At 75.7% G+C, this 18,757-nt stretch carries 17 protein-coding genes; 9 read left to right on the top strand and 8 right to left on the bottom strand.

The genetic code is table 11. From position 1 onward, the window contains the following. Window positions 1-8 precede the first annotated feature (8 nt). Window positions 9-2,555 (top strand): SpoIIE family protein phosphatase, encoded by a 2,547-nt coding sequence (locus tag ACFZBX_RS29970; protein WP_391536953.1) that lies wholly within the window; start codon window positions 9-11, stop codon window positions 2,553-2,555. A gap of 58 nt (window positions 2,556-2,613) precedes the next feature. Here ACFZBX_RS29970 and ACFZBX_RS29965 read toward each other — a convergent pair whose 3' ends face one another. The 3 genes from ACFZBX_RS29965 to ACFZBX_RS29955 form a co-directional block, all read right to left on the bottom strand. Continuing rightward, complete coding sequence (locus tag ACFZBX_RS29965; protein WP_391536952.1) at window positions 2,614-3,711, bottom strand: chemotaxis protein; 1,098 nt, start codon at window positions 3,709-3,711, stop codon at window positions 2,614-2,616. Window positions 3,712-3,835: 124 nt separating this feature from the next. After that, a complete protein-coding gene (locus ACFZBX_RS29960; RefSeq protein ID WP_391536951.1) occupies window positions 3,836-4,339 on the bottom strand; it encodes a DUF1877 family protein in 504 nt (167 codons plus the stop codon). An 84-nt stretch (window positions 4,340-4,423) separates the two neighbouring features. Beyond that, window positions 4,424-4,903, bottom strand: a complete 480-nt coding sequence (locus tag ACFZBX_RS29955) for a flavin reductase family protein (RefSeq protein ID WP_391536950.1) — start codon at window positions 4,901-4,903, stop codon at window positions 4,424-4,426. 230 nt (window positions 4,904-5,133) lie between these two features. Between ACFZBX_RS29955 and ACFZBX_RS29950 the strand changes: the two genes are divergently transcribed. Beyond that, window positions 5,134-5,955: an alpha/beta fold hydrolase gene (locus tag ACFZBX_RS29950; RefSeq protein WP_391536949.1), complete on the top strand. Its 822-nt coding sequence runs from the start codon at window positions 5,134-5,136 to the stop codon at window positions 5,953-5,955. A gap of 48 nt (window positions 5,956-6,003) precedes the next feature. Here ACFZBX_RS29950 and ACFZBX_RS29945 read toward each other — a convergent pair whose 3' ends face one another. Next, window positions 6,004-6,258: a hypothetical protein gene (locus ACFZBX_RS29945; RefSeq protein WP_391536948.1), complete on the bottom strand. Its 255-nt coding sequence runs from the start codon at window positions 6,256-6,258 to the stop codon at window positions 6,004-6,006. An 88-nt stretch (window positions 6,259-6,346) separates the two neighbouring features. On the opposite strand from ACFZBX_RS29945, the gene ACFZBX_RS29940 reads away from it, so the two are divergent. Beyond that, the gene (locus ACFZBX_RS29940) at window positions 6,347-6,835 is read left to right on the top strand and encodes a DUF5680 domain-containing protein (RefSeq protein ID WP_391536947.1); all 489 of its coding nucleotides are present in this window, start codon (window positions 6,347-6,349) and stop codon (window positions 6,833-6,835) included. A 42-nt stretch (window positions 6,836-6,877) separates the two neighbouring features. Here ACFZBX_RS29940 and ACFZBX_RS29935 read toward each other — a convergent pair whose 3' ends face one another. After that, the gene (locus tag ACFZBX_RS29935; RefSeq protein WP_391536946.1) at window positions 6,878-9,703 is read right to left on the bottom strand and encodes a hypothetical protein; all 2,826 of its coding nucleotides are present in this window, start codon (window positions 9,701-9,703) and stop codon (window positions 6,878-6,880) included. Window positions 9,704-9,932: 229 nt separating this feature from the next. Here ACFZBX_RS29935 and ACFZBX_RS29930 point away from each other — a divergent pair, with 229 nt between their 5' ends. From ACFZBX_RS29930 to ACFZBX_RS29920, 3 genes are all read left to right on the top strand, one after another. Continuing rightward, window positions 9,933-10,346 carry a VOC family protein gene (locus ACFZBX_RS29930; protein ID WP_391536945.1) on the top strand — a complete coding sequence of 138 codons (414 nt, stop codon included), beginning with the start codon at window positions 9,933-9,935 and terminating at the stop codon, window positions 10,344-10,346. A 67-nt stretch (window positions 10,347-10,413) separates the two neighbouring features. Continuing rightward, window positions 10,414-11,079 (top strand): hypothetical protein, encoded by a 666-nt coding sequence (locus ACFZBX_RS29925; protein WP_391536944.1) that lies wholly within the window; start codon window positions 10,414-10,416, stop codon window positions 11,077-11,079. A gap of 89 nt (window positions 11,080-11,168) precedes the next feature. Further along, a complete protein-coding gene (locus ACFZBX_RS29920) occupies window positions 11,169-11,537 on the top strand; it encodes a cupin domain-containing protein (protein WP_391536943.1) in 369 nt (122 codons plus the stop codon). A 19-nt stretch (window positions 11,538-11,556) separates the two neighbouring features. Here ACFZBX_RS29920 and ACFZBX_RS29915 read toward each other — a convergent pair whose 3' ends face one another. Next, window positions 11,557-13,038, bottom strand: coding sequence for an FAD-dependent monooxygenase (locus ACFZBX_RS29915; RefSeq protein WP_391536942.1), 1,482 nt, complete (start codon window positions 13,036-13,038; stop codon window positions 11,557-11,559). A gap of 100 nt (window positions 13,039-13,138) precedes the next feature. On the opposite strand from ACFZBX_RS29915, the gene ACFZBX_RS29910 reads away from it, so the two are divergent. The 3 genes from ACFZBX_RS29910 to pntB all read left to right on the top strand — a co-directional run bounded on the left by ACFZBX_RS29910 (window position 13,139) and on the right by pntB (window position 16,973). Further along, window positions 13,139-13,780 (top strand): TetR family transcriptional regulator, encoded by a 642-nt coding sequence (locus ACFZBX_RS29910; RefSeq protein ID WP_391536941.1) that lies wholly within the window; start codon window positions 13,139-13,141, stop codon window positions 13,778-13,780. 155 nt (window positions 13,781-13,935) lie between these two features. Beyond that, a complete protein-coding gene (locus ACFZBX_RS29905) occupies window positions 13,936-15,510 on the top strand; it encodes a Re/Si-specific NAD(P)(+) transhydrogenase subunit alpha (protein ID WP_391537016.1) in 1,575 nt (524 codons plus the stop codon). Window positions 15,511-15,515: 5 nt separating this feature from the next. Next, on the top strand, window positions 15,516-16,973 hold the full coding sequence (gene pntB, locus ACFZBX_RS29900; protein ID WP_391536940.1) for a Re/Si-specific NAD(P)(+) transhydrogenase subunit beta: 1,458 nt from the start codon (window positions 15,516-15,518) through the stop codon (window positions 16,971-16,973). Between the two features lie 28 nt (window positions 16,974-17,001). Here pntB and ACFZBX_RS29895 read toward each other — a convergent pair whose 3' ends face one another. Beyond that, the gene (locus ACFZBX_RS29895) at window positions 17,002-17,709 is read right to left on the bottom strand and encodes a DUF3152 domain-containing protein (protein ID WP_391536939.1); all 708 of its coding nucleotides are present in this window, start codon (window positions 17,707-17,709) and stop codon (window positions 17,002-17,004) included. 163 nt (window positions 17,710-17,872) lie between these two features. Continuing rightward, window positions 17,873-18,610 carry a class I SAM-dependent methyltransferase gene (locus ACFZBX_RS29890; RefSeq protein WP_391536938.1) on the bottom strand — a complete coding sequence of 246 codons (738 nt, stop codon included), beginning with the start codon at window positions 18,608-18,610 and terminating at the stop codon, window positions 17,873-17,875. Window positions 18,611-18,757 lie beyond the last annotated feature (147 nt).

Genomic DNA, 18,757 nt, shown 5'->3' with positions numbered 1-18,757 from the left:
TCAGCACCGTGCAGCAGCCGCAGGATCCGCCGGCCACGGACCGTCCCGCGCCGTCCGAGGGCGGCGCCCCGCGGGTGGGCCCGCAGCGCGGGAGCGCTCCGGCCGGCGCTGCGGCCGGCGCCCCGGCCGACCGGCAGGCGACGGAGGCCGGCCGGGAGGCCACCGCGGTCGGCCGGCTGGCCGGTACCGTGGAGCGGCTGCGGCTGGAACTGGAGCGCGCCCAGGCCCACTCGGCGGGCCGGGCCGTGGTCGAGATGGGCGTCGGCGTCCTGGTCGAGCGCCTGCGCTGCGGGCCCACCGAGGCCGCCGGGCAACTGGAGAGCCTCGCCGAGCAGGCCGGGGTGTCGACCCTGGCGCTCGCCGCCGACCTGGTCAACCAGGCCGCCGCGGACCAGATCTCGGCGCTCGCCCGGGCGTTCGTCGAGGAGGCGGCCGTCCCCCCGGAACAACCCGGCGGACCGGGCAGGCCGGGCGGACCTTCTCGGCCGGACCGGCCCGCCGAACCGGCCGAGCCGGTGGCGGTGCGGCTACGGAGCACCGAGGCGGACGCCCTGGCGGGCGGCGACGCCGCGGCGGCGGCCCGCGCCATGCTGGACCACGCGCTGCGCCCGCTCGGCGTGGCGGCGGTCGCGGTCTGGGCCGCCCACCCGGACCTCTCGCTGTCGCTGGCCGGGAGCGCCGGCTTCCACGAGGAGGAGGCCCGCCGCTGGCGCCACGTGCCGCCGGGCGTGCCGACCCCGGCCCGCCGCGCCCTGGACGAGCGGGCGGCGGTCGGCTACCCGACGCTCGCCGAGGCCTCACTGCCCTCGGTCGGCCAGCACGAGATCCGCGGCGGGCGGCTGGCCGTCCCGGCGGGCAAGGGCGGACGGCTGATCGGCGTCCTGGAACTCTGCTGGCACGAACGGCTGCCCGAGCAGTCCCAGCCGCTGCAACGGCAGTTCGAGGCGCTCGCGGAGGTGGCCGCCGCCACCCTGGAGTCCGGCGGCGAACCGGAGCCGCACGCGCCGGACCCCGCCGACACCCGGTTCGAGGAGCTGCGCCGGCTGACCGACGGCCTGCTCGACCCGTGCATGATCCTGCGGGTCGCGCCGGACGCCGACGACCTGCCGCCGCCCTTCGTGATCCGGCACGTCAACCCGGCCTTCGTGGACTTCGCCGGCCGCCCCACCGGCGCGATCGCCGGCGCCCGGCTGCTGGAGGCGTACCCGCTGGCGGCCGAACCGGGCGGCCTGGCCGAGAAGGTCGAGCACGTCTTCGCCACCGGCGAGCCGTTCCGCACCCCGGACCTGCGGCTCGCCGCACTGGTCGACGGCGTGCCGCTGGTCACCCGGGCGCAGGTGGGCATCAGCCGCCACGGCGGCCATCTGGCGGTGGTCTGGCGCCTGGACGACGGCATCCCGCGGGTGGCCCGGCTCCTTCAGCACGCGCAGCGCCTCGGGCGGATCGGCGGCTTCGAGGAGGACCTGAGCACCCGCCGGATCGTCTGGAACGACACCCTGTTCGAACTGCACGGGCTGCCGCCCGGTGCGCCGCCGATCGCCCTCGACCAGCTCCCCGACCACGCCCACCCGGACGACCGGCACGCCATCGGGCGGTTCCTGCGCACCCTGCTGCACCACCACCGCCCGGCGTCCACCGCCTTCCGGCTGCAACGCCCCGACGGCGTCACCCGGCACATCCGCGTCGTCGCGGAGCCGGTGCCCGGGCCGGGCAGCGGGCTGCGCACCGTGCGCGGCGCCTACCAGGACATCTCCGCCCAGCACTGGACGGAGGTCGCGCTCGCCGCCACCCGTGACCAGCTCGCCCAGAGCGAGCAGCAGGCGGCCGAGCGCAGCCGGCTCGCCCTCCAGCTCCAGCACGCGATCATGCCGCCGGCGCACGGCCCGCTGGACTTGCCGGACCTGCGGGTCGGGGTGCGCTACCGCCCGGCCGAGAAGGGCCATCTCGTCGGCGGCGACTGGTACGACGCCCTGCCGCTGCCGTCGGGGGACGTGCTGCTGTGCGTGGGCGACGTCGCCGGCCACGGCATCGAGGCCGCCACCGGGATGGTCGCCCTGCGCAACGCGCTGCGCGGCCTGGCCGCCACCGGGGCGGGGCCGGCCCAGCTGCTGGGCTGGCTGAACAGCGTCACCCACCATCTGACCGACAACGTCACCGCGACCGCCGTCTGCGGCCTCTACCGGCCCGGCTCGCGCCGGCTGCGCTGGGCGCGCGCGGGGCACCCGCCGCCGGTGCTGCTGCGCGGGGCCAGGGCGAGCACCCTGCCGCAGCTGGGCGGCATCCTGCTCGGCGCCGTCGACCAGGCCGACTACGAGGAGGGCGAGCTGCTCCTGGAGCCGGGCGACCGGCTGGTGATGTACACGGACGGGCTCATCGAGCGCCGCGACGAGTCCTTCCAGGCGTCGCTGACGGGCCTGATGGCGCTCGCCGAGCAGGCCTGCGAGACGGCGGCGGGCGGAGCGGACGGCCTGGAGGAGCACCTGGACCACCTGCTGCGCTACAGCAACGCGGACACGGACGACGACACCTGCCTGGTCGGGATCGCCGTCCGGTAGCCGCCCGTCTCCCGGGGATGCCCCGGGAACGCCCGCGGCGTCGGTGGCGCCCGGGCCGTCAGTAGCGCAGCACGGCGGCGATCCGTCCGGCGTCGGACAGGGTGCCGTCGGGCACGAAGCTGACCCGGCCGCCGGTGTCGAGGGTGCGCTCGACGACCTCGTCGACGATGTCCTCGCGCGCGCCGGACTCCTCGGCCGCCGCGGGCACCAGGTGCGCGCCGTCGTCGCGGACGGTGGTGCGGAAGTTCTCCTCGACCACCAGCCGGCCGAGCCGGCCCTCGCCGGCGGCCCGCCAGACCTCGTCCAGGCCGGCCGCGAAGGTCTGCCGGCCGCGCGCCGCGTCGAGCTGGGCGAGCGCCTCGGTGGTCTCGCGCTCGGCGTGGGCGCGCACGGCGGACTCGACCGCCTTGCGGACCGCCTCGCCGTCCGCCTGGGCGAGGCCGCCGTGCGGGAGCTGCTCGGTGGCCTCCTTGGCGATCGGGCCGACGGCGTCCAGCAGGGCGAGCGCGGCGGCCTCGCCGGTCACGTAGAGCGGGCGGCGGTCGGCGGCGAGCAGCTTGCCGACGGCCGTGTCGGCCTGCCGCAGGAAGGTCTTGGTCTCCTCGTCGCGGAAGGTGCTGGGGGTGTCGCCGATCTGCTCCTGCCGCTCGGGGTCGGGGTTGTCGAAGACCCGCACCAGCGGGAAGCCGTGCTCGCGGTCCTCGGTGACCCGCTCCTCGTCGCCGCTCCACAGCACCACCCGGTCGGCGGCCACCGCGAGCACCCAGTAGGGGCGCTCGGCGGCCTGCGCGGCGACCAGGTTGCGGGTGAGGTAGGTGTCCGACAGCACCACCCGGGCGGGCGCGGGGCGCGCGAGCGACCAGACCTGGTGCTCACCGGGGGCGGCGAGGATGGCCAGGCCGTCCTCGGCGTGCACCAGGTCGACCTCGGCGAGGGCCCGGTCGAGCTGCTCCAGGACGCTGATCCGGTCCGCGCGGGAGACCTCGGGGTCGGCCTGGACCTTCTCCTTGGCCTCGGCCAGCAGGTTGCGCAGCCGGACCGGGTCCTGCGCGTTGTCCGGCTCCCGGCGGTGCGTGGGCATCAGGATCGACACCGCCGGATACGGCCTCGGCCGACGCAGCTCGGCGAGGACGGCGGGGCTGAGGGCACGCTGCATGGAGACCCTTTCCGAAGGCGGCTCGGCCTTCTTTGCGTGGACACGCTGGACCGGGACTGCTCCCGAATTTCCGTAATGTCCTCAATGTACCGACATGCCCCGCTGCCCGCCGCCCGTCGCCGGGTCACTCGATCCACACCAGCACCCCGTGCCGACGGGTCGCCACCGCCCGGACGAAGTCCGACAGCGCCCGGTACTCGGCCGTGACCAGGTGCAGCGAGTCCTCCTCCGCCCACCGGCCCTGCGGGTACACCCGCGCCTCGGCGAGGTCCGCCGCCCGGACCCCCTCGACCAGCCTGCCCGGGTCCAGCTCCGCGAGCGCCCCGGCGGCGAGCGCGACCCGCTCCGGGGTGATCAGGGACGGCGGCCCGTAGCCCCAGTCCTCCGCGCCCGGCAGCTCCCCCTCGCCGTGCACGAGGTCGACCGGGAACCCCCGGCGGCGCAGCAGGAAGTCCAGCGCCTGCCAGGCCGTTCCGGTCCGGTGCAGCCGCGCCCAGCCGCCGCCCGACCGCTCGCCGCCGCCCGCCTCGTCCAGCTCCTGGACGAACTCCAGGGCCCACTCCGGCTCCCGCTCGGCCCGCTCCAACTCCCCGGCGCCGAGCCGCAGGTAACGCCCGATCATGCTCATGGCCCAGGAGCCTAGGACGGGCCACCGACACTGCCCGGCCGGCATCCGTCAAGTGCCCGGGCGGGGTGCCCGGTTGGCGCGGGATCAGGCCGGGTGGCCGGCGTCGATGGCGGCGACGTCGCGGTAGGAGAGCACCGGGACGGCCCCCGCGGGCGGGGCTGCGGCGGCGACCGGGGCCAGCAGCAGGCCGGTGTGGTCGCCCCAGTCGGCGCAGTCCAGCACCCGGCCGACGAACCAGGCGGGCGCCTCCGCGAGCACCGGCACCCCGTACGGCCCGTGGTACCACTCGACGGCCGCGAACTTGTCGGTGTCGTCGCCGCTGCGGCCGCCGAAGAGCGCGGCCAGCCCGTGCCCGTACGGCAGCAGGTGGACGCCCAGCGCGTCGGCGGCGAGGGCCGTGTCGTAGGTGTGGTTCGCCTTGGAGATCCACACCACGAACCGCGCGGGGTCGATCGAGCACTGGCCCGCGAAGCCGACCAGGCACCCGGCCGGTGGCGGTCCGGGCGCGGTGACCACGTAGACCGGGTAGTCGAGCAGGGCCGTGAAGCCGTCGAAGTCGCCCATGCCACCAGCCTAGGAACGGGCCGGGCGGTTCGCACCCGGCCGGTTCTCCGCCACCTGGGGGGACGTGCTCCGTACCGCACGGCACTTGCCTGACGGTGCACGGAAGGCGCCACGGCCGTGCCTGCGCCCGCCTCGCCGGTCATGCTGGGAACCAGTCGGCCGGAACGCCCCGAGAGCGCACCCGGACCGGCGTCCACTCCCTGCTCGACGAGCTCGACCGAAAGGCCGTCATGCCCTTCATCACCCTTTCCGACGGTTCCCAGAAGTTCTACAAGGACTGGGGCAGCGGACGGCCCGTCGTCCTGTCGCACGGCTGGCCGCTGAACGCCGACGCCTGGGAGAACCAGGCGGTGGCCCTCGCCTCGGCCGGCTTCCGGGTGATCGCCCACGACCGGCGCGGCCACGGCCGCTCCACCCAGACGTGGGACGGCAACCACATGGACCAGTACGCCGACGACCTGGCCGAGCTGCTCGACCAGCTCGACCTCACCGACGCGGTGCTGGTCGGCCACTCCACCGGCGGCGGCGAGGTCGCCCGCTACCTCGGCCGGCACGGCAGCGCCCGGGTGCGCAAGGCCGTCCTGCTGGGCGCCGTCCCGCCGCTGATGCTGCGCACCGAGGCCAACCCCGAGGGCACCCCGCTGGAGGCCTTCGACGGCATCCGCGCGGGTGTCGCCACCGACCGGTCGCAGTTCTACTACGACCTGAGCGAGGCCTTCTACGGCTACAACCGCCCCGGCGCCGCGGTCTCCGAGGGCAAGCGCCGCGAGTTCTGGCTGCAGGGCATGCAGGCCGGCCTGAAGAACGCGCTGGACTGCGTCGAGGCGTTCTCGGAGACCGACTTCACCGAGGACCTCAAGAAGATCGACATCCCGGTGCTGGTCGCGCACGGTGACGACGACCAGATCGTCCCGATCGCCGCCTCCGCCCGGAAGGCCGTCAAGCTGCTCCCCCAGGGCACCCTGAAGGTCTACGCGGGCGCGCCGCACGGCCTGACCGGCGCGTTCGAGGCCGAGTTCACCAAGGACCTGGTCGCCTTCGTCGCCTCCTGACCGCCCCCGGGCCCCGGGCGCCTCGAAGCGCCCGGGGCCGGGCCGCCGTCAGCGGCCCGACAGACGTTCCGCCAGGCCCTGCACGGTCTCGGAGCCGGTCGCCGTCCCCACCTGCCCGAGCAGCCCCAGCACCGCCGCGTACTCGCCGCGGGTCAGGGTCACCGGCGCGCCCTCGGCGGCCAGCCCGGCCTCGATCGCGGCCTCGGCGGCCTCGTCGAGGCCCGGCCCGACCGACATGCTGCCGGTCTGGACCACCCGTCCGGCGATGTGCACCGTCCCGGTGATGCTGTTCGTAACCTCCATCGTCACGCCCCCTTGTCGAATCACGATCTGCTGCCCGCAGCCTACGTCCGCCGCCCGGTTGTCGGTGCCGGATGGTAGGACACCGCGCATGCGTATCGATCCCCTTTCCACCGATCCGACGTCCGGCGAACTGAACGCCTTCGTGGTCCGCGCCAAGGCGGCGACCTACGCGGGCGGCCGCGGCCAGGTGGCTCCGTCCCGCCCCGGTTCGCACGACCTGGCGTACCGCGAGGGCGAACTCGTCTACCGGGACAGCTACTTCGGCGGCACCGACTTCCTCGGGCAGGAGACCGTGCACCTCGGGCAGCGCCCGCTCTGGGCCATGAACTACCACGGGTACCTGCTCACCGACGGCATCACGGCCTTCGCCGCCGGCGAGACCGTCAAGGCGGCGCTGACCGCCCTCTACGCCGAGGGGCGCTTCCTCGGCGGCTTCCGGTACACCGTCGGCGCGTACCGGTACGTCGACGAGCCGACCGGGGAGGTCGACCGCTTCCGGGGCGTCGAGCACATCCTGACCGCCGCCGGCGAGCGCGCCTACGAACTGCGCTACCACGGCGGGCGGATCCTCGACTGAGCCGTGCGGGCGCCCGGTCGCCGAAGGGCACCGGGCGCCCGCTCAACGCTGCTCGCCCGCGCGGAGTTCGGCGGCGATCTGGCGCCGGCCGGACACCAGCGCCTCCAGCACCACGGCGGCGCAGACCAGCAGCGCCAGGACGGCGGCGGGCCGCAGCACCGGCGCCGCCAGCGGGGCCAGGGCGTCGTCCACCGTGGCGCCGACCAGGAGCGAGAGGTCGAACGCCGGTCCGAGCAGGGCCACCGCCGCCGTCGCGACCACGGCGCCGCCGGCCACCGCGGCCAGGGTCTGCGGGAGGGTCTCCGCGATGATCAGGGTCAGGCCCTGGCGGGGGCGCAGGCCCATGGTGCGCAGCCGGGCGAGCAGCGCCGCGCGGTCGGGCGAGGCCCGCAGGACGGTCAGCAGGACGGCGAGCAGGGCGAATCCGGTGCCGGCGGCGGCCGCGGCGCGGAACAGCCGCACGGTGGAGTGCTGGAGGGGGTCGGCGGCCAGTTCGGCGTCCACCTCGTGGCTGGTGCGCACCCGGTAGCCGTCGGGGATGCCGTCCGGTTCCCGGCTGACCTCCCTGGCCTCCTCGCGCAGGAGTTCGGCGAGGCCGGTCGCGTCGGCCAGGCCGCTGTGGGTGAAGAGCGTGCGCAGTCGGTCGCCGTCGACGTCACCGACGGCGAACCAGTTGTCGGCGCGGGCGAGTTCCGGCAGGCGCGCGGTGGCCGGGCCGACCGGCAGCACGATGAACTCGCGGATCGCCTCGGGCAGCGCGGGGGTGGCGGCGACGCTGCCGGTGACGGTGGCGAGCAGTTCGCCGCCGGGGGTGCGCAGCCGCTGCGGTCCGGCCGGGAGGCGCTCGGCGAGGCCGGGGCTGACCAGGGCGGGCACCGGGGCGTCGGGGCCGCCGGGCGGCGCGGCGAGGAGGGCGGGGTCGAAGGGGCCGGCGCCGACGGTGCGGGCGATCTCGGCGTAGGCCCGGGGTTCGACCACCACGGCGGTGGTCTGGACGGCGAGCCGGCCGGCGCCGAGGACGTAGGTCTGCCGTTCGATCCGGACGGGGCTGGCGGCGCGGACACCGGGCAGCGCGGCGGCGGCCGTGAGGAACGGTTCGGGCAGCGGCGCGTCGGGCGGGACGAGGACCGCGGCGTCGCCGCCGACCGCCGTGCGGGCGGCGCGCAGCCGGGCGCCGTCGACGGTGTCGAGCACGGTGGCCCCGAAGCCGGCGGTGGTGACGGCGAGCAGCAGGGCGAGGATCGGCAGCACGGCGGGCCGGCGGCGGCCGGCGGTGTCGCGGGCGGTCCTGGCGAGGCCGAGGAAGGCGATCAGGCCGCGGCCGCGCCGGGCGGCGGCGGCGAGCCGGCCGACCAGCCACGGCTGGACGCGGGCCAGCAGCAGGCCGCCGGTGAGCGCGACCAGCGGCGGTGCGGCGACCAGCAGCGGGTCCGGTCCGGTGCCGGGTGGAGCGGCGCCCCGGCGGCGGACCTCGGCCACGGCCGCGGCGGTGACGGCGAGGACGAGGAGTTCGCCGACGAGCCGGCGTCGGGCGTGGGTCCCCCGGCCGTCGGCGGGCCCGGGGCGGGCGAGCAGCGCGGCGGCGCGCACCGGCAGGGCCAGTAGCGCGAGCAGCGTGGTGGCCCCGGCGGCGAGGACGGCCGCCGTCCAGCGCGGGGCGGGCAGCAGGAGCAGGGCGAGCGCGGCGCCGGCGACGGCGGCCGGCAGCACGGTGACGGCGTTCTCGCCGAGCAGCCGCAGCAGGATGCCGGTGCGTGAGCCGCCGCGGGCCTGGAGCAGCCGGAGTTCGGCGGCTCGCCGGTCGGCGGCGAGGGCGGCGGCCAGGCAGAGCACCACGGTGGCGACGCCGGCCACCCCGGCCGGGCCGATGGCCGCGAGCGGGGCGGTGGCTTGGTGGCGGGTGGTGGCGTCGGCGAGCACCTCCGGCAGCAGGCTGCTGAGGCTCAGGTCGGGGCGGCCGGCCGCCGTGGCGGCCTCGATGGCGCCGGGTCCGGCCAGGTAGGCGCCGACGCCGGCGCGCAGGTCGGCGAGCCGGTCGGCGCGCAGGGCGTGCGGGTCGAGGGGCAGGCGCCAGAAGTCCTCGCCGCCCCCGCCCCAGGCGAGCAGCGCGGGGAGGGCCTCGCCGCCGACGACGCCGGCGGTCTCCCAGCGGACGCCGCCGCCGTCGAGGGTCTTCAGGCAGGCGCGTTCGGGGCAGGGCAGGTCCTGCCAGAAGCGCTCGCGGGGGTCGTCGGCCTGGTAGACCCCGACGATCCGGACCCGGGCCGGGGCGCCCCGGGCGGGGCCGTCCTCGACGGGCCCGCTGTCGATGACGTCGCCGACCCGCAGCCGGATGCTCTCGGCGGCCCGCCCGCTGACGGCGATCGGCAGCGGCTCCCCCGGCTGCGCCGGTCCCGGCCAGCCGCCCTCGGTCAGCGTCGCGTGCTCGGCGAGGTCCTCCAGGTGGAGCAGGTGCAGCTGCGGGGCGATCCCGCCGGGCCGGTCGTACCCGTCGCCGGGCATCGGCCGGTCGGCCAGGGCGCGGGTGCCGTGGTGCTCGCCGTCCCGGGTGAGCGGGAGGTCCGCGCCGATCCGGTGCACCAGCCGTTCGCGCTGGGCGTCGAGGTCGGCGGCCCGGGTGCCGGGCAGCGGGCGGGCGGTGAGGTGGAGGCTGGTGGCCTTGACGCCGCGGTCGAGGACGAACCTGCCGAGCGCGTCGTCGGCGCCCCGGTCGGCGGCCCGGGGCAGGGCAGCCGCGGCGAAGACGGTCACCAGTGCGAGCACGGCCGTCAGCAGGGCCGCCGCCCGGGCCGAGCGCAGCCGCGTCCGCACCCAGGCCGCCGGCCGGTGGGCGTCGGCGCGCCGGCCGGGCCCGCCGTGGTCCAGCATCCCGCTCCTCCCCCGCGCGCCCGGCGCACCGATCAGCGACCCGTGGTCATCGAATAGCGGACGATGCTGCCAGAAGCGCCCGGGGAGCGGAAGGGCCTTCCGGGCAAGGTGGGGCGCGGTCCGGGCAGGACGGCGGGTCCCGCGGCTCCGCGCCGGGGCGTCGGCCCGCCCTTCGGCGCGTCATTCCCTACGCTACGAAGCGGACATTCCCCCAGGAAAGGGACCGATCATGCCCTCCATCCTCAATCCCTACATCAACTACACCGGCGACGCCCGGCCGGCCCTGGAGTTCTACCGGGACGTCTTCGGCGGCGAGTTGAAGCTCAACACCTACGGCGAGTTCGGCGGCGGGGACGGCCCGGGCGCCGACCGGATCATGCACGGCATGCTGACGACCTCCGCGGGCTTCACGCTGATGGCCGCCGACACCCCGCCCGGCATGCCGTACACGCCCGGCAACAACATCTCGGTATCCGTCAGCGGCGACGACGAGGCCGAACTGCGCGGCTACTGGGAGCAACTGTCCGCCGACGGCACCGTCCTGGTCCCACTGGAGCGCCAGATGTGGGGTGATGTCTTCGGCATGTGCACGGACCGCTTCGGCATCACCTGGCTGGTCAACATCAACCAGCCGCAGGGCTGAGCCGCCCCGCCCCCGCCGGGCGGCCCGGCGGGGGCGGCTGACAGTGCCCCGTGGCACAGTTCCGCCCATGAACATCACGACCACACTGCACAGTTGGGACGAGTCCGTCGCCCTCTTCGAGCGTCGCGGGCTGCCCGAGGACTCCTACGAGAACCTCTACGAGGAGGAGTACGACGTCCACGCCGGCGACCTCTCCGTCGAGGGGCTCCTCGACCTCGACGCCGCCGACCTGGAGGGCACCGGCTACATCGTCGACGGCGACCTCACCGTGGGCGGCGCGATCCTCAACATCGACGACGGCTGCCCCGCGCTGATCGTCCTCGGCAACCTCCGGGCCGCCGCCGTCCACCTGGAGGGCGACGCCAAGCTCCTGGTCCGCGGGGACGTCCGGGTGGAGGCCTTCATCGGCCACATGACCGAGAAGCTGGTGATGATCAACGGCGACCTGCACGCCCGGGTCACCGTCCTGTCCTCCGAGTTCGAGCCGGACCTCATCGGCGGCACCCTGCACGGGCCGGTGATCGCGCCCCCGTACCTGGCGCCCGACCCGCAGGCGCCGCCGGTCGCCCCCGAGAGCGTGCTGGTGCCCGAGGTGCTGCGCGCCGAGGGCGAGGACGACCACGACGAGCTGCGCCACTTCGACGCCCCCGGCGTGCACGGCGGCCGACTGCTGGAGCGCATCGAGGCCGGCCTGCCCGTCACCCTGAACGGAGCGGAGGCCGCCGGGCGTTAGGGCGTGTCTTGCGGATCTTTGCCGGGTCCGCGGCGCCGGACCGCCGGTGGACCGGAGAACGCCCCGGCACGGATGGGATGATGTCCGGCATGACGGATGCGGAGGCCCTCGGCGAGGGCGTGGTCCTGGACGAACTGCTCCGGGAGGCGGGCGCCGACCAGGGCGGGGCGCTGTGGCGGCTGACCGGGGCGCAGCGCCAGCTGGACGCCAACGTCGTGCGGCTGCGCCCCGGGGCGTCCGTCGCCGAGCACGTCGAACCGGACCTGGACGTCCTGCTGCTGGGGATCGCCGGCCGGGGCACCCTGCGCTGCGGCGGCGTCGCCCACGTGCTGGAGCCGGGCGTGCTGCGCACCGTGCCGCACGGCGCCGCGCGCGCCGTCGCGGCGGGTCCGGAGGGCGTCGTCTATCTGACGGTCCACCGGCGCCGGCCCGGCATGGCCGTCCGGCCCCGCCCCTGACGCCCGGCCGCGACAGGCCCTACGCCCCGAGCGCCGCCAGGTAACCGGGCACCGCGGCGCGGTCGTCCGGCCGGGCGACGAGGGCGATGTGATGGTCGGGCCGGACCAGGACCAGGGCGTCGCCGGTGATCCCGTACGCCCGGCGGAGCGCGCCGTCGGGGTCGTCCAGCGGCACCGGACGGACGTGGCCGGGCAGTCCGGTCAGGTACGGACGGGTGCCCGGCCCGAGGCCGAGCAGCGTGAAGTGGTCCCCGGCGAAGTGGTCGAACAGCCGGGCCGGCGCGCCGTCGGGCCCCGGGCAGTGGCCGTCCGGCGCCCGGTCCCCCGCCCGGACGGGGCCGGCGAGGCGGTCGGCGGCCAGGCTGCTCCACCGGTAGCCCAGCGCGAGGCCGGTGAGGACGCCCACCCCGCCGGCCTCGACGCCGACGCCGGGGGTGGCGCTCTCCTCGGCGACGGCCGCCATGCCGGCGCCGGTGACGTCCAGCGTCCAGGCGCCGATCGGCCGCCGCTCCTCCTGGTAGGTGTCCAGCAGGCCCGGTCCGGCGAGGCCGCGCAGCACGTGGCCGAGCTTCCAGGCGAGGTTCCAGGCGTCCTGGATGCCGGTGTTCATGCCGAGCCCGCCCGCCGTCGGGTGGACGTGCGCACAGTCGCCGGCCAGGAACACCCGCCCCTCGCGGTAGCGCTCGGCCATCCGGACGTTGACCCGCCAGGTGGACAGCCAGGTGGCGTTGCGCAGCCGCAGGTCCGCGCGCCCGGTGTGCAGGGCGGCCAGCCGCCGGAAGCCCTCCAGCGACGGGGCGACCGGCCTGCCGTCGGCGTCCGTCTCCGGGCTCGACTGGAGCTGCCAGCGGCGGGTGCCGGTGAACGGGCAGAGCATGAACGCGCCCTTCGGCCCGAACCACTGGTGCCAGGCGCCCGGGTCCAGCCCCTCGACCTCCACGTCGCCGCAGACCATCGCCGGCTCCGGGTCGCCGACGCCGATGAACGGGATGCCCAGCAGCCCGCGCACCGTGGAGCGCCCGCCGTCGCAGGCGACCAGGTACTCGGCGGCGATCCGCCCGCCGTCCGCGAGCCGGACCTCCACCCCGGCACCGTCCTGCCGCAGGTCCACCAGTTCGGTGGCGGCCTCGACCCGCACCCCGTGGCCGGCGAGCCGCTCGCGCAGCAGCCGCTCGACCCGGGTCTGCGGCAGCCACAGGCTCGCCGCGTACGGGGTGGCGGCGGTGGGAACGGCGTCGGCGAACGGCTCGGTCTCGTTGACGAACCGGCCCTCGAAGTACTTGCGGAACGGCAGACGGGTACGGCCCGCGGCCGCCAGCCGATCGCCCAGCCCCAGGTCGGCGAGGATCTCCAGGCTGCGCGGATTGAGCGTCTTGCCGCGCGAGCCGGTGGGGAAGCGCGCCGCCCGGTCGATCACCCGGACCGCCACGCCCTGCCGGGCCAGCCCGCACGCCAGGGTCAGTCCGGTCGGCCCCGCCCCCGCGATCACCACGGTCGTCACGTTCCCCACCTCTTCCGGTCGTCGTCTCTCCGCCCCATGGAACAGCAACTCGGTAATGAAAGCAACCGAGTAACAAACATTCCCGAGTTATGCTTGTGCCATGAACCCCGACGAGAACGACACCGATCCCGGCCTGCGGAGCCTCAAGAAGCAGCGCACCCGCCAGGCCATCGCGAACACCGCCATCTCGCTCTTCCTCGCCCGCGGCTTCGACCAGGTCTCGGTGGCCGAGATCGCCGCCGCCGCCGAGGTCTCCAAGCCCACCCTGTTCCGCTACTTCGCCAGCAAGGAGGAGCTGGTCCTGCACCGCTTCGCCGACCACCTCGGCGAGGCCGGACGGGTGGTGCGGGAGCGCCCCGCCGGCGTCACGCCGCTGGACGCGCTGGAACGCCACCGCCTCCAGGGGCTGGCGGACCGCGACCCCAGCACCGGGATGACCGCCCACCCCCAGGCGATCGCCTTCCTCCGGCTGGTCTACGAGACCCCCGGCCTCTCCGCCCACCTGGTGGACTACCTCGACGCCGACACCCGCGCGCTCACCGAGGCCCTGGACCCGGACGGCGGCATGGCCGCCCGGCTGCTCGCCGCCCAGTACGTGGCCGTCCGCCAGGTGCTCGCCCGCGCCGTCTGGACCCGGCTCGCCGCCGGGCAGGACGCCGAGGAGGTCGGCAGGATCGCCGCCGACGAGACCGTCACGGCCTTCGCCCTGCTGCGCGACGGGGCCGCCGCCCGGGGATTCTGAGCCCGGCCGGACACGAACCGGTGAGGCGGCTCACCGGTCGTGCCTGTCGCCACGCGGGGCCGTGGCGGGTAGGTTCCTGCCTCCAAGGGAGCGAGACTCCCAGGGAAGGCGGATCCCGCCGTCAAACGGTTTCTCCGATGAGAGAGGCACGAGTGATGACTGCACAGGGCTCCACGCACCATCCACCGCAGCGCGTCGGCGTGGTCGCCGAGTCGGCCGCCGGGGAGACCCGGGTCGCCGCGACACCGTCGACGGTGCGGGGCATCCTGGCCCTCGGCTACCGGGTCGTCGTCGAGTCCGGGGCCGGCGAGGCCTCCGGGTTCACCGACCGGGCCTATGCCGAGGCCGGCGCGGAGACCGGCGACGCCTGGGCGGCCGACGTCGTCCTCAAGGTCAACGCCCCCTCGACCGCCGAGCTGGCCCGGCTGCGCGACGGCACGACCCTGATCGGCCTGCTCGCCCCGGCGCAGCGGCCCGAACTGCTGGCGGCGCTGGCCGCGCGCCCGGTCACCGCGCTCGCGCTGGACGCGGTGCCGCGGATCTCCCGGGCCCAGTCGATGGACGTGCTCAGCTCGATGGCGAACATCGCCGGGTACCGGGCGGTGATCGAGGCGGCCCATGTGTTCGGGCGGTTCTTCACCGGCCAGGTGACGGCCGCCGGCAAGGTCCCCCCGGCGAAGGTCCTGGTGGCCGGGGCCGGCGTGGCCGGGCTCGCCGCGATCGGCGCCGCCTCCAGCCTGGGGGCCGTCGTCCGGGCGACCGACCCGCGCCCCGAGGTCGCCGACCAGGTCAGGTCGCTGGGCGGCGAGTACCTGGCGGTGGACGTCGCCCAGGAGGCGAGCACCGACGGCTACGCCAAGGCGACCTCGGCCGACTACGACCGCGCGGCGGCCGAGCTGTACCACGCGCAGGCGCAGGACGTGGACATCGTGGTCACCACCGCGCTGATCCCCGGCCGCCCGGCCCCGCGCCTGCTCACGGCGGCGGACGTGGCGGCGATGAAACCGGGCAGCGTCGTCGTCGACATGGCCGCCGCGCAGGGCGGCAACGTCGAGGGCACGGTCGCCGGCCGGACGGTGGTCACCGGCAACGGCGTCACCATCATCGGCTACACCGACCTCGCCTCCCGGCTGCCGGCCCAGGCCTCGCAGCTGTTCGGCACCAACCTGGTGAACCTGCTGAAACTGCTGACGCCGGACAAGGACGGCCGGCTGGTCCTGGACTTCGAGGACGTGGTGCAGCGGGCGGTGACGGTGGCCCGCGCGGGCCAGGTCACCTGGCCGCCGCCGCCCGTGGCCGTCTCGGCCGCGCCCGCCCCCGCGGCGGCGGCGGCCCCCACCGCGCCCCCCGCCGAGCCCGGGCGGCCCCGGCTCACCCCGGCGGCCCGGTTCGGCCTGATCGGCGCCGGGATGCTGGCGATGTTCCTGCTGGTCGCCTACGCCCCGGCCCAACTCGCACAGAACTTCACGGTGTTCGCGCTCGCCGTGGTGATCGGCTACTACGTGATCGGCAAGGTCCACCACGCCCTGCACACCCCGCTGATGTCGGTCACCAACGCGATCTCCGGGATCGTGGTGATCGGCGCGCTGCTCCAGATCGGGCACGAGCGCGCCCTGGTCACCGTGCTGGCCTTCGTGGCGCTGCTGCTGACCAGCGTCAACATCTTCGGCGGCTTCGCCGTCACCCGCCGCATGCTGAGCATGTTCTCGACGTCCCCCGAAAGGCGCTGAGGCCGATGACCGCCACAACGGCAGCCCACGCCGCGGACCTGGTCGCCGCCCTGCTGTTCATCCTCAGCCTGGCCGGACTCTCCCAGCACCGCACCTCGCGCGCCGGCGTCGTCTACGGCATCGCCGGCATGGCGCTCGCGCTGGTCGCCACCATCGTGGTGGCGGCGCAGAGCATCACCGCCGGCGCCGTCGCCCTGATCGTGCTCGCGATGGCGCTGGGCGGCGCGATCGGCCTGTGGCGGGCGCGGCAGGTCGAGATGACGCAGATGCCGGAGCTGATCGCCGTCCTGCACAGCTTCGTCGGCCTGGCCGCGGTGCTGGTCGGCTGGAACAGCTACCTGGAGGTCGAGGCGCACGGCGACGCCCGGAGCGCCGTCCCCGCCGACCTGCTGGGCATCCACCACGCCGAGGTGTTCATCGGCATCTTCATCGGCGCCGTCACCTTCACCGGCTCGATCGTCGCCTTCCTCAAGCTGTCCGCGCGGATCGCCTCGCGCCCGCTGGTGCTGCCCGGCAAGAACGCGCTGAACATCGGCGCACTGGGCGCGTTCGTGGCGCTGACGGTCTGGTTCACGGCCAGCCCCGGCCTCGGCCTGATGATCGCGGTCACCGTGCTCGCCCTCGCGCTGGGCTGGCACCTGGTCGCCTCGATCGGCGGCGGCGACATGCCCGTGGTCGTCTCCATGCTCAACAGCTACTCCGGCTGGGCCGCGGCGGCCGCCGGGTTCCTGCTCGACAACAACCTGCTCATCGTCACCGGCGCCCTGGTCGGCTCCTCGGGTGCGTACCTGTCGTACATCATGTGCCGGGCGATGAACCGTTCCTTCCTGTCCGTCATCGCCGGCGGTTTCGGCATCGAGACCTCGTCGGGCGGCGGCGAGGAGCAGGGCGAACACCGGGAGGTCCGTGCCGAGGAGGCGGCCCGTCAGCTGGCGCAGGCCGAGTCGGTCGTCATCACGCCCGGCTACGGCATGGCGGTGGCTCAGGCGCAGCACCCGGTCGCGGAGCTCACCCGGCGGCTGCGCGAGCGCGGCGTGCGGGTGCGCTTCGGCGTGCACCCGGTCGCCGGGCGGCTGCCCGGCCACATGAACGTGCTGCTCGCCGAGGCGAAGGTGCCCTATGACATCGTCCTGGAGATGGACGAGATCAACGACGACTTCGCCGCCACCGGCGTCGTCCTGGTCATCGGCGCCAACGACACCGTCAACCCGGCCGCGATGGACGACCCGGCCAGCCCGATCGCGGGCATGCCGGTGCTGCGGGTCTGGGAGGCGGAGCAGGTGATCGTGTTCAAGCGGTCGATGGCCTCCGGCTACGCGGGGGTGCAGAACCCGCTGTTCTTCCGGGAGAACAGCGCCATGCTGTTCGGCGACGCCAAGCAGAGCGTCGAGGACATCCTGCGCGCGCTGGACGCGGAACTCCCGGAGCGCGCGGCCCCGGCCGCCGACCGGGCCGGCGTGTAGCGCGGCCGGGCCGCGGAGCGGCGGGCCGTCACGGCGAGGGCGCGGTCACCGGGAGCGTCGGTCCGGTGAGCTGGGCGCCGTCCTCGCCGTACGGCCGGCCGTTCGGCACGCAGCCGTGCAGCCCCTTGATCTGCTGCATCATCACCGGCGCGGGCGCCCCGGGAGCGGGGCAGTCGACGTGGCCCTGCCCGAGGATGTGCCCGACCTCGTGGTTGACCGCGAGGGCGTGGTACTCCTCGGGCTTGCCGGTGTAGAACTCCGACAGCTCCGTCCAGCGCTTGAGGTTGATGACGACCTGGCGGTTGGCCGCGCAGTTCACCCAGCCGCCGGTGTCCAGCCCGTACTGGCCGCAGATCCGGTCGGTGGACTGCGGCGTGGCGAGGTAGACGGTGAAGTCCACCGGGTCGGCGGCCACCCGCTGGAACGACACCGCGCCGCCGGCCGCCCAGCCGCGCCGCACGTCCCCGAGGACCTTGTCGACCTCGGCGGCGAACTGGTCCGGGCCGATCTTCAGCCCGTCCTCCGCCCGCACCTTGTACCGGTACAGCTTCTCGCCGGTCCCGAACCGCTCGGTGCCGCCGGCGGCCGTGGTGAACGCCAACGGCTTCGGCCCCGCGTCGCCGGCCCACGGCTTCCACCACATCAGCCCCGCCGCCACGGCGGCCACCACCGCCAGCGCGACCGCCGCGTACCCCTTGCGCCCGGAGAGGACGCCGAGGGCGCCCGGGGCCCTCACCCGGCCCTCCGGGCGGGGGCGACGGGTATCGCGACGCGGACGGGCGGCGCGGGGGCACGGAACGGTGGGGCGGGCAGAAGAACGGTCATATCAGGAACGACGCGCTGCGGCCGCCGCGCGGTTCACCGGCCACCGTTCCCGGGGCGCCGGCCGAGGGGGCGGCTCAGGGCCGCCGGGCCCCGTCCGGGGCCACCGCCACCCAGTGCGCCGGCAGCTCGATCCGCTCGCCGTCAGGGGTGAACTCCGTGGTGGCCAGCGGGAGTTCACCGGATTCGAGGACGGTGAGACCGGCCGCGCGCAGCACCTCCCCGAAGGCCGCGTCGGCGACCTCGGCGGGCGCCAGGCCGTGGGCGAACACCGGGCGCAGCTTCGGGGGCGGGCCGGCCGGGCCGCCGGCGAGCGCGCCGAGGACGCCCTTGGCCGCTTCGGAGAGTTCGACCAGGAAGGCCCGGCCGCGCTCGCCGAGCAGGGTGGCGACGGCCTCGGCGACCGGGCGGCGGTCGGCCGGCTCGCTCTGGTGGATCACGCCGCGCAGGTAGACATTGGCGTCACCGAGGCGGTCGTGCAGCGCCCGGACGGCCACCGGGTCGGTGGCGTCCAGCCGCAGGTAGGCGGCCCGCTCCGCCGGGTCGGAGCGCCGGGCGAGCTCGACGGCGGCGGCGGAGAGGTCGGCGCCGAGGACGCGGGCGAAGCGGCCGGCCAGGAAGCGGGTCTGGGTGCCGTTGCCGCAGCCGAGGTCGACCACCGGCAGCTCCGGGTCGGCCAGGTGCGGGGCGAACAGCGCGAGGTGGCGTTCGGCGGTGAGGGCCGGTGCCGCGTCCCAGATCACCGCACCCTCCCCCTCTGGCGCGTCGCGCCAGAAGCCCTCCCAGGCGTCCCGGTACCGGTTCGTCACACTCATGGGAGCCTCCCGTTCGTCACGCACGGTACGGTCATCGTATCGCTGTGTCCGCGACCCCCGCCGCCGTCCGGCGGCCTCCGGGCCGTCAGCTGCCGACGGGAGCCCGCCTCCCGCCCGCCGGGCGGCCGGAAAAGGGCCGGACAGGGC

It is taken from the genome of Kitasatospora sp. NPDC008115, assembly GCF_042957205.1.
Classification (GTDB): Bacteria; Actinomycetota; Actinomycetes; order Streptomycetales; family Streptomycetaceae; genus Kitasatospora.
Note: the sequence above shows the minus strand (reverse complement) of the source record. Positions and strands in the feature narration are given on the sequence as shown.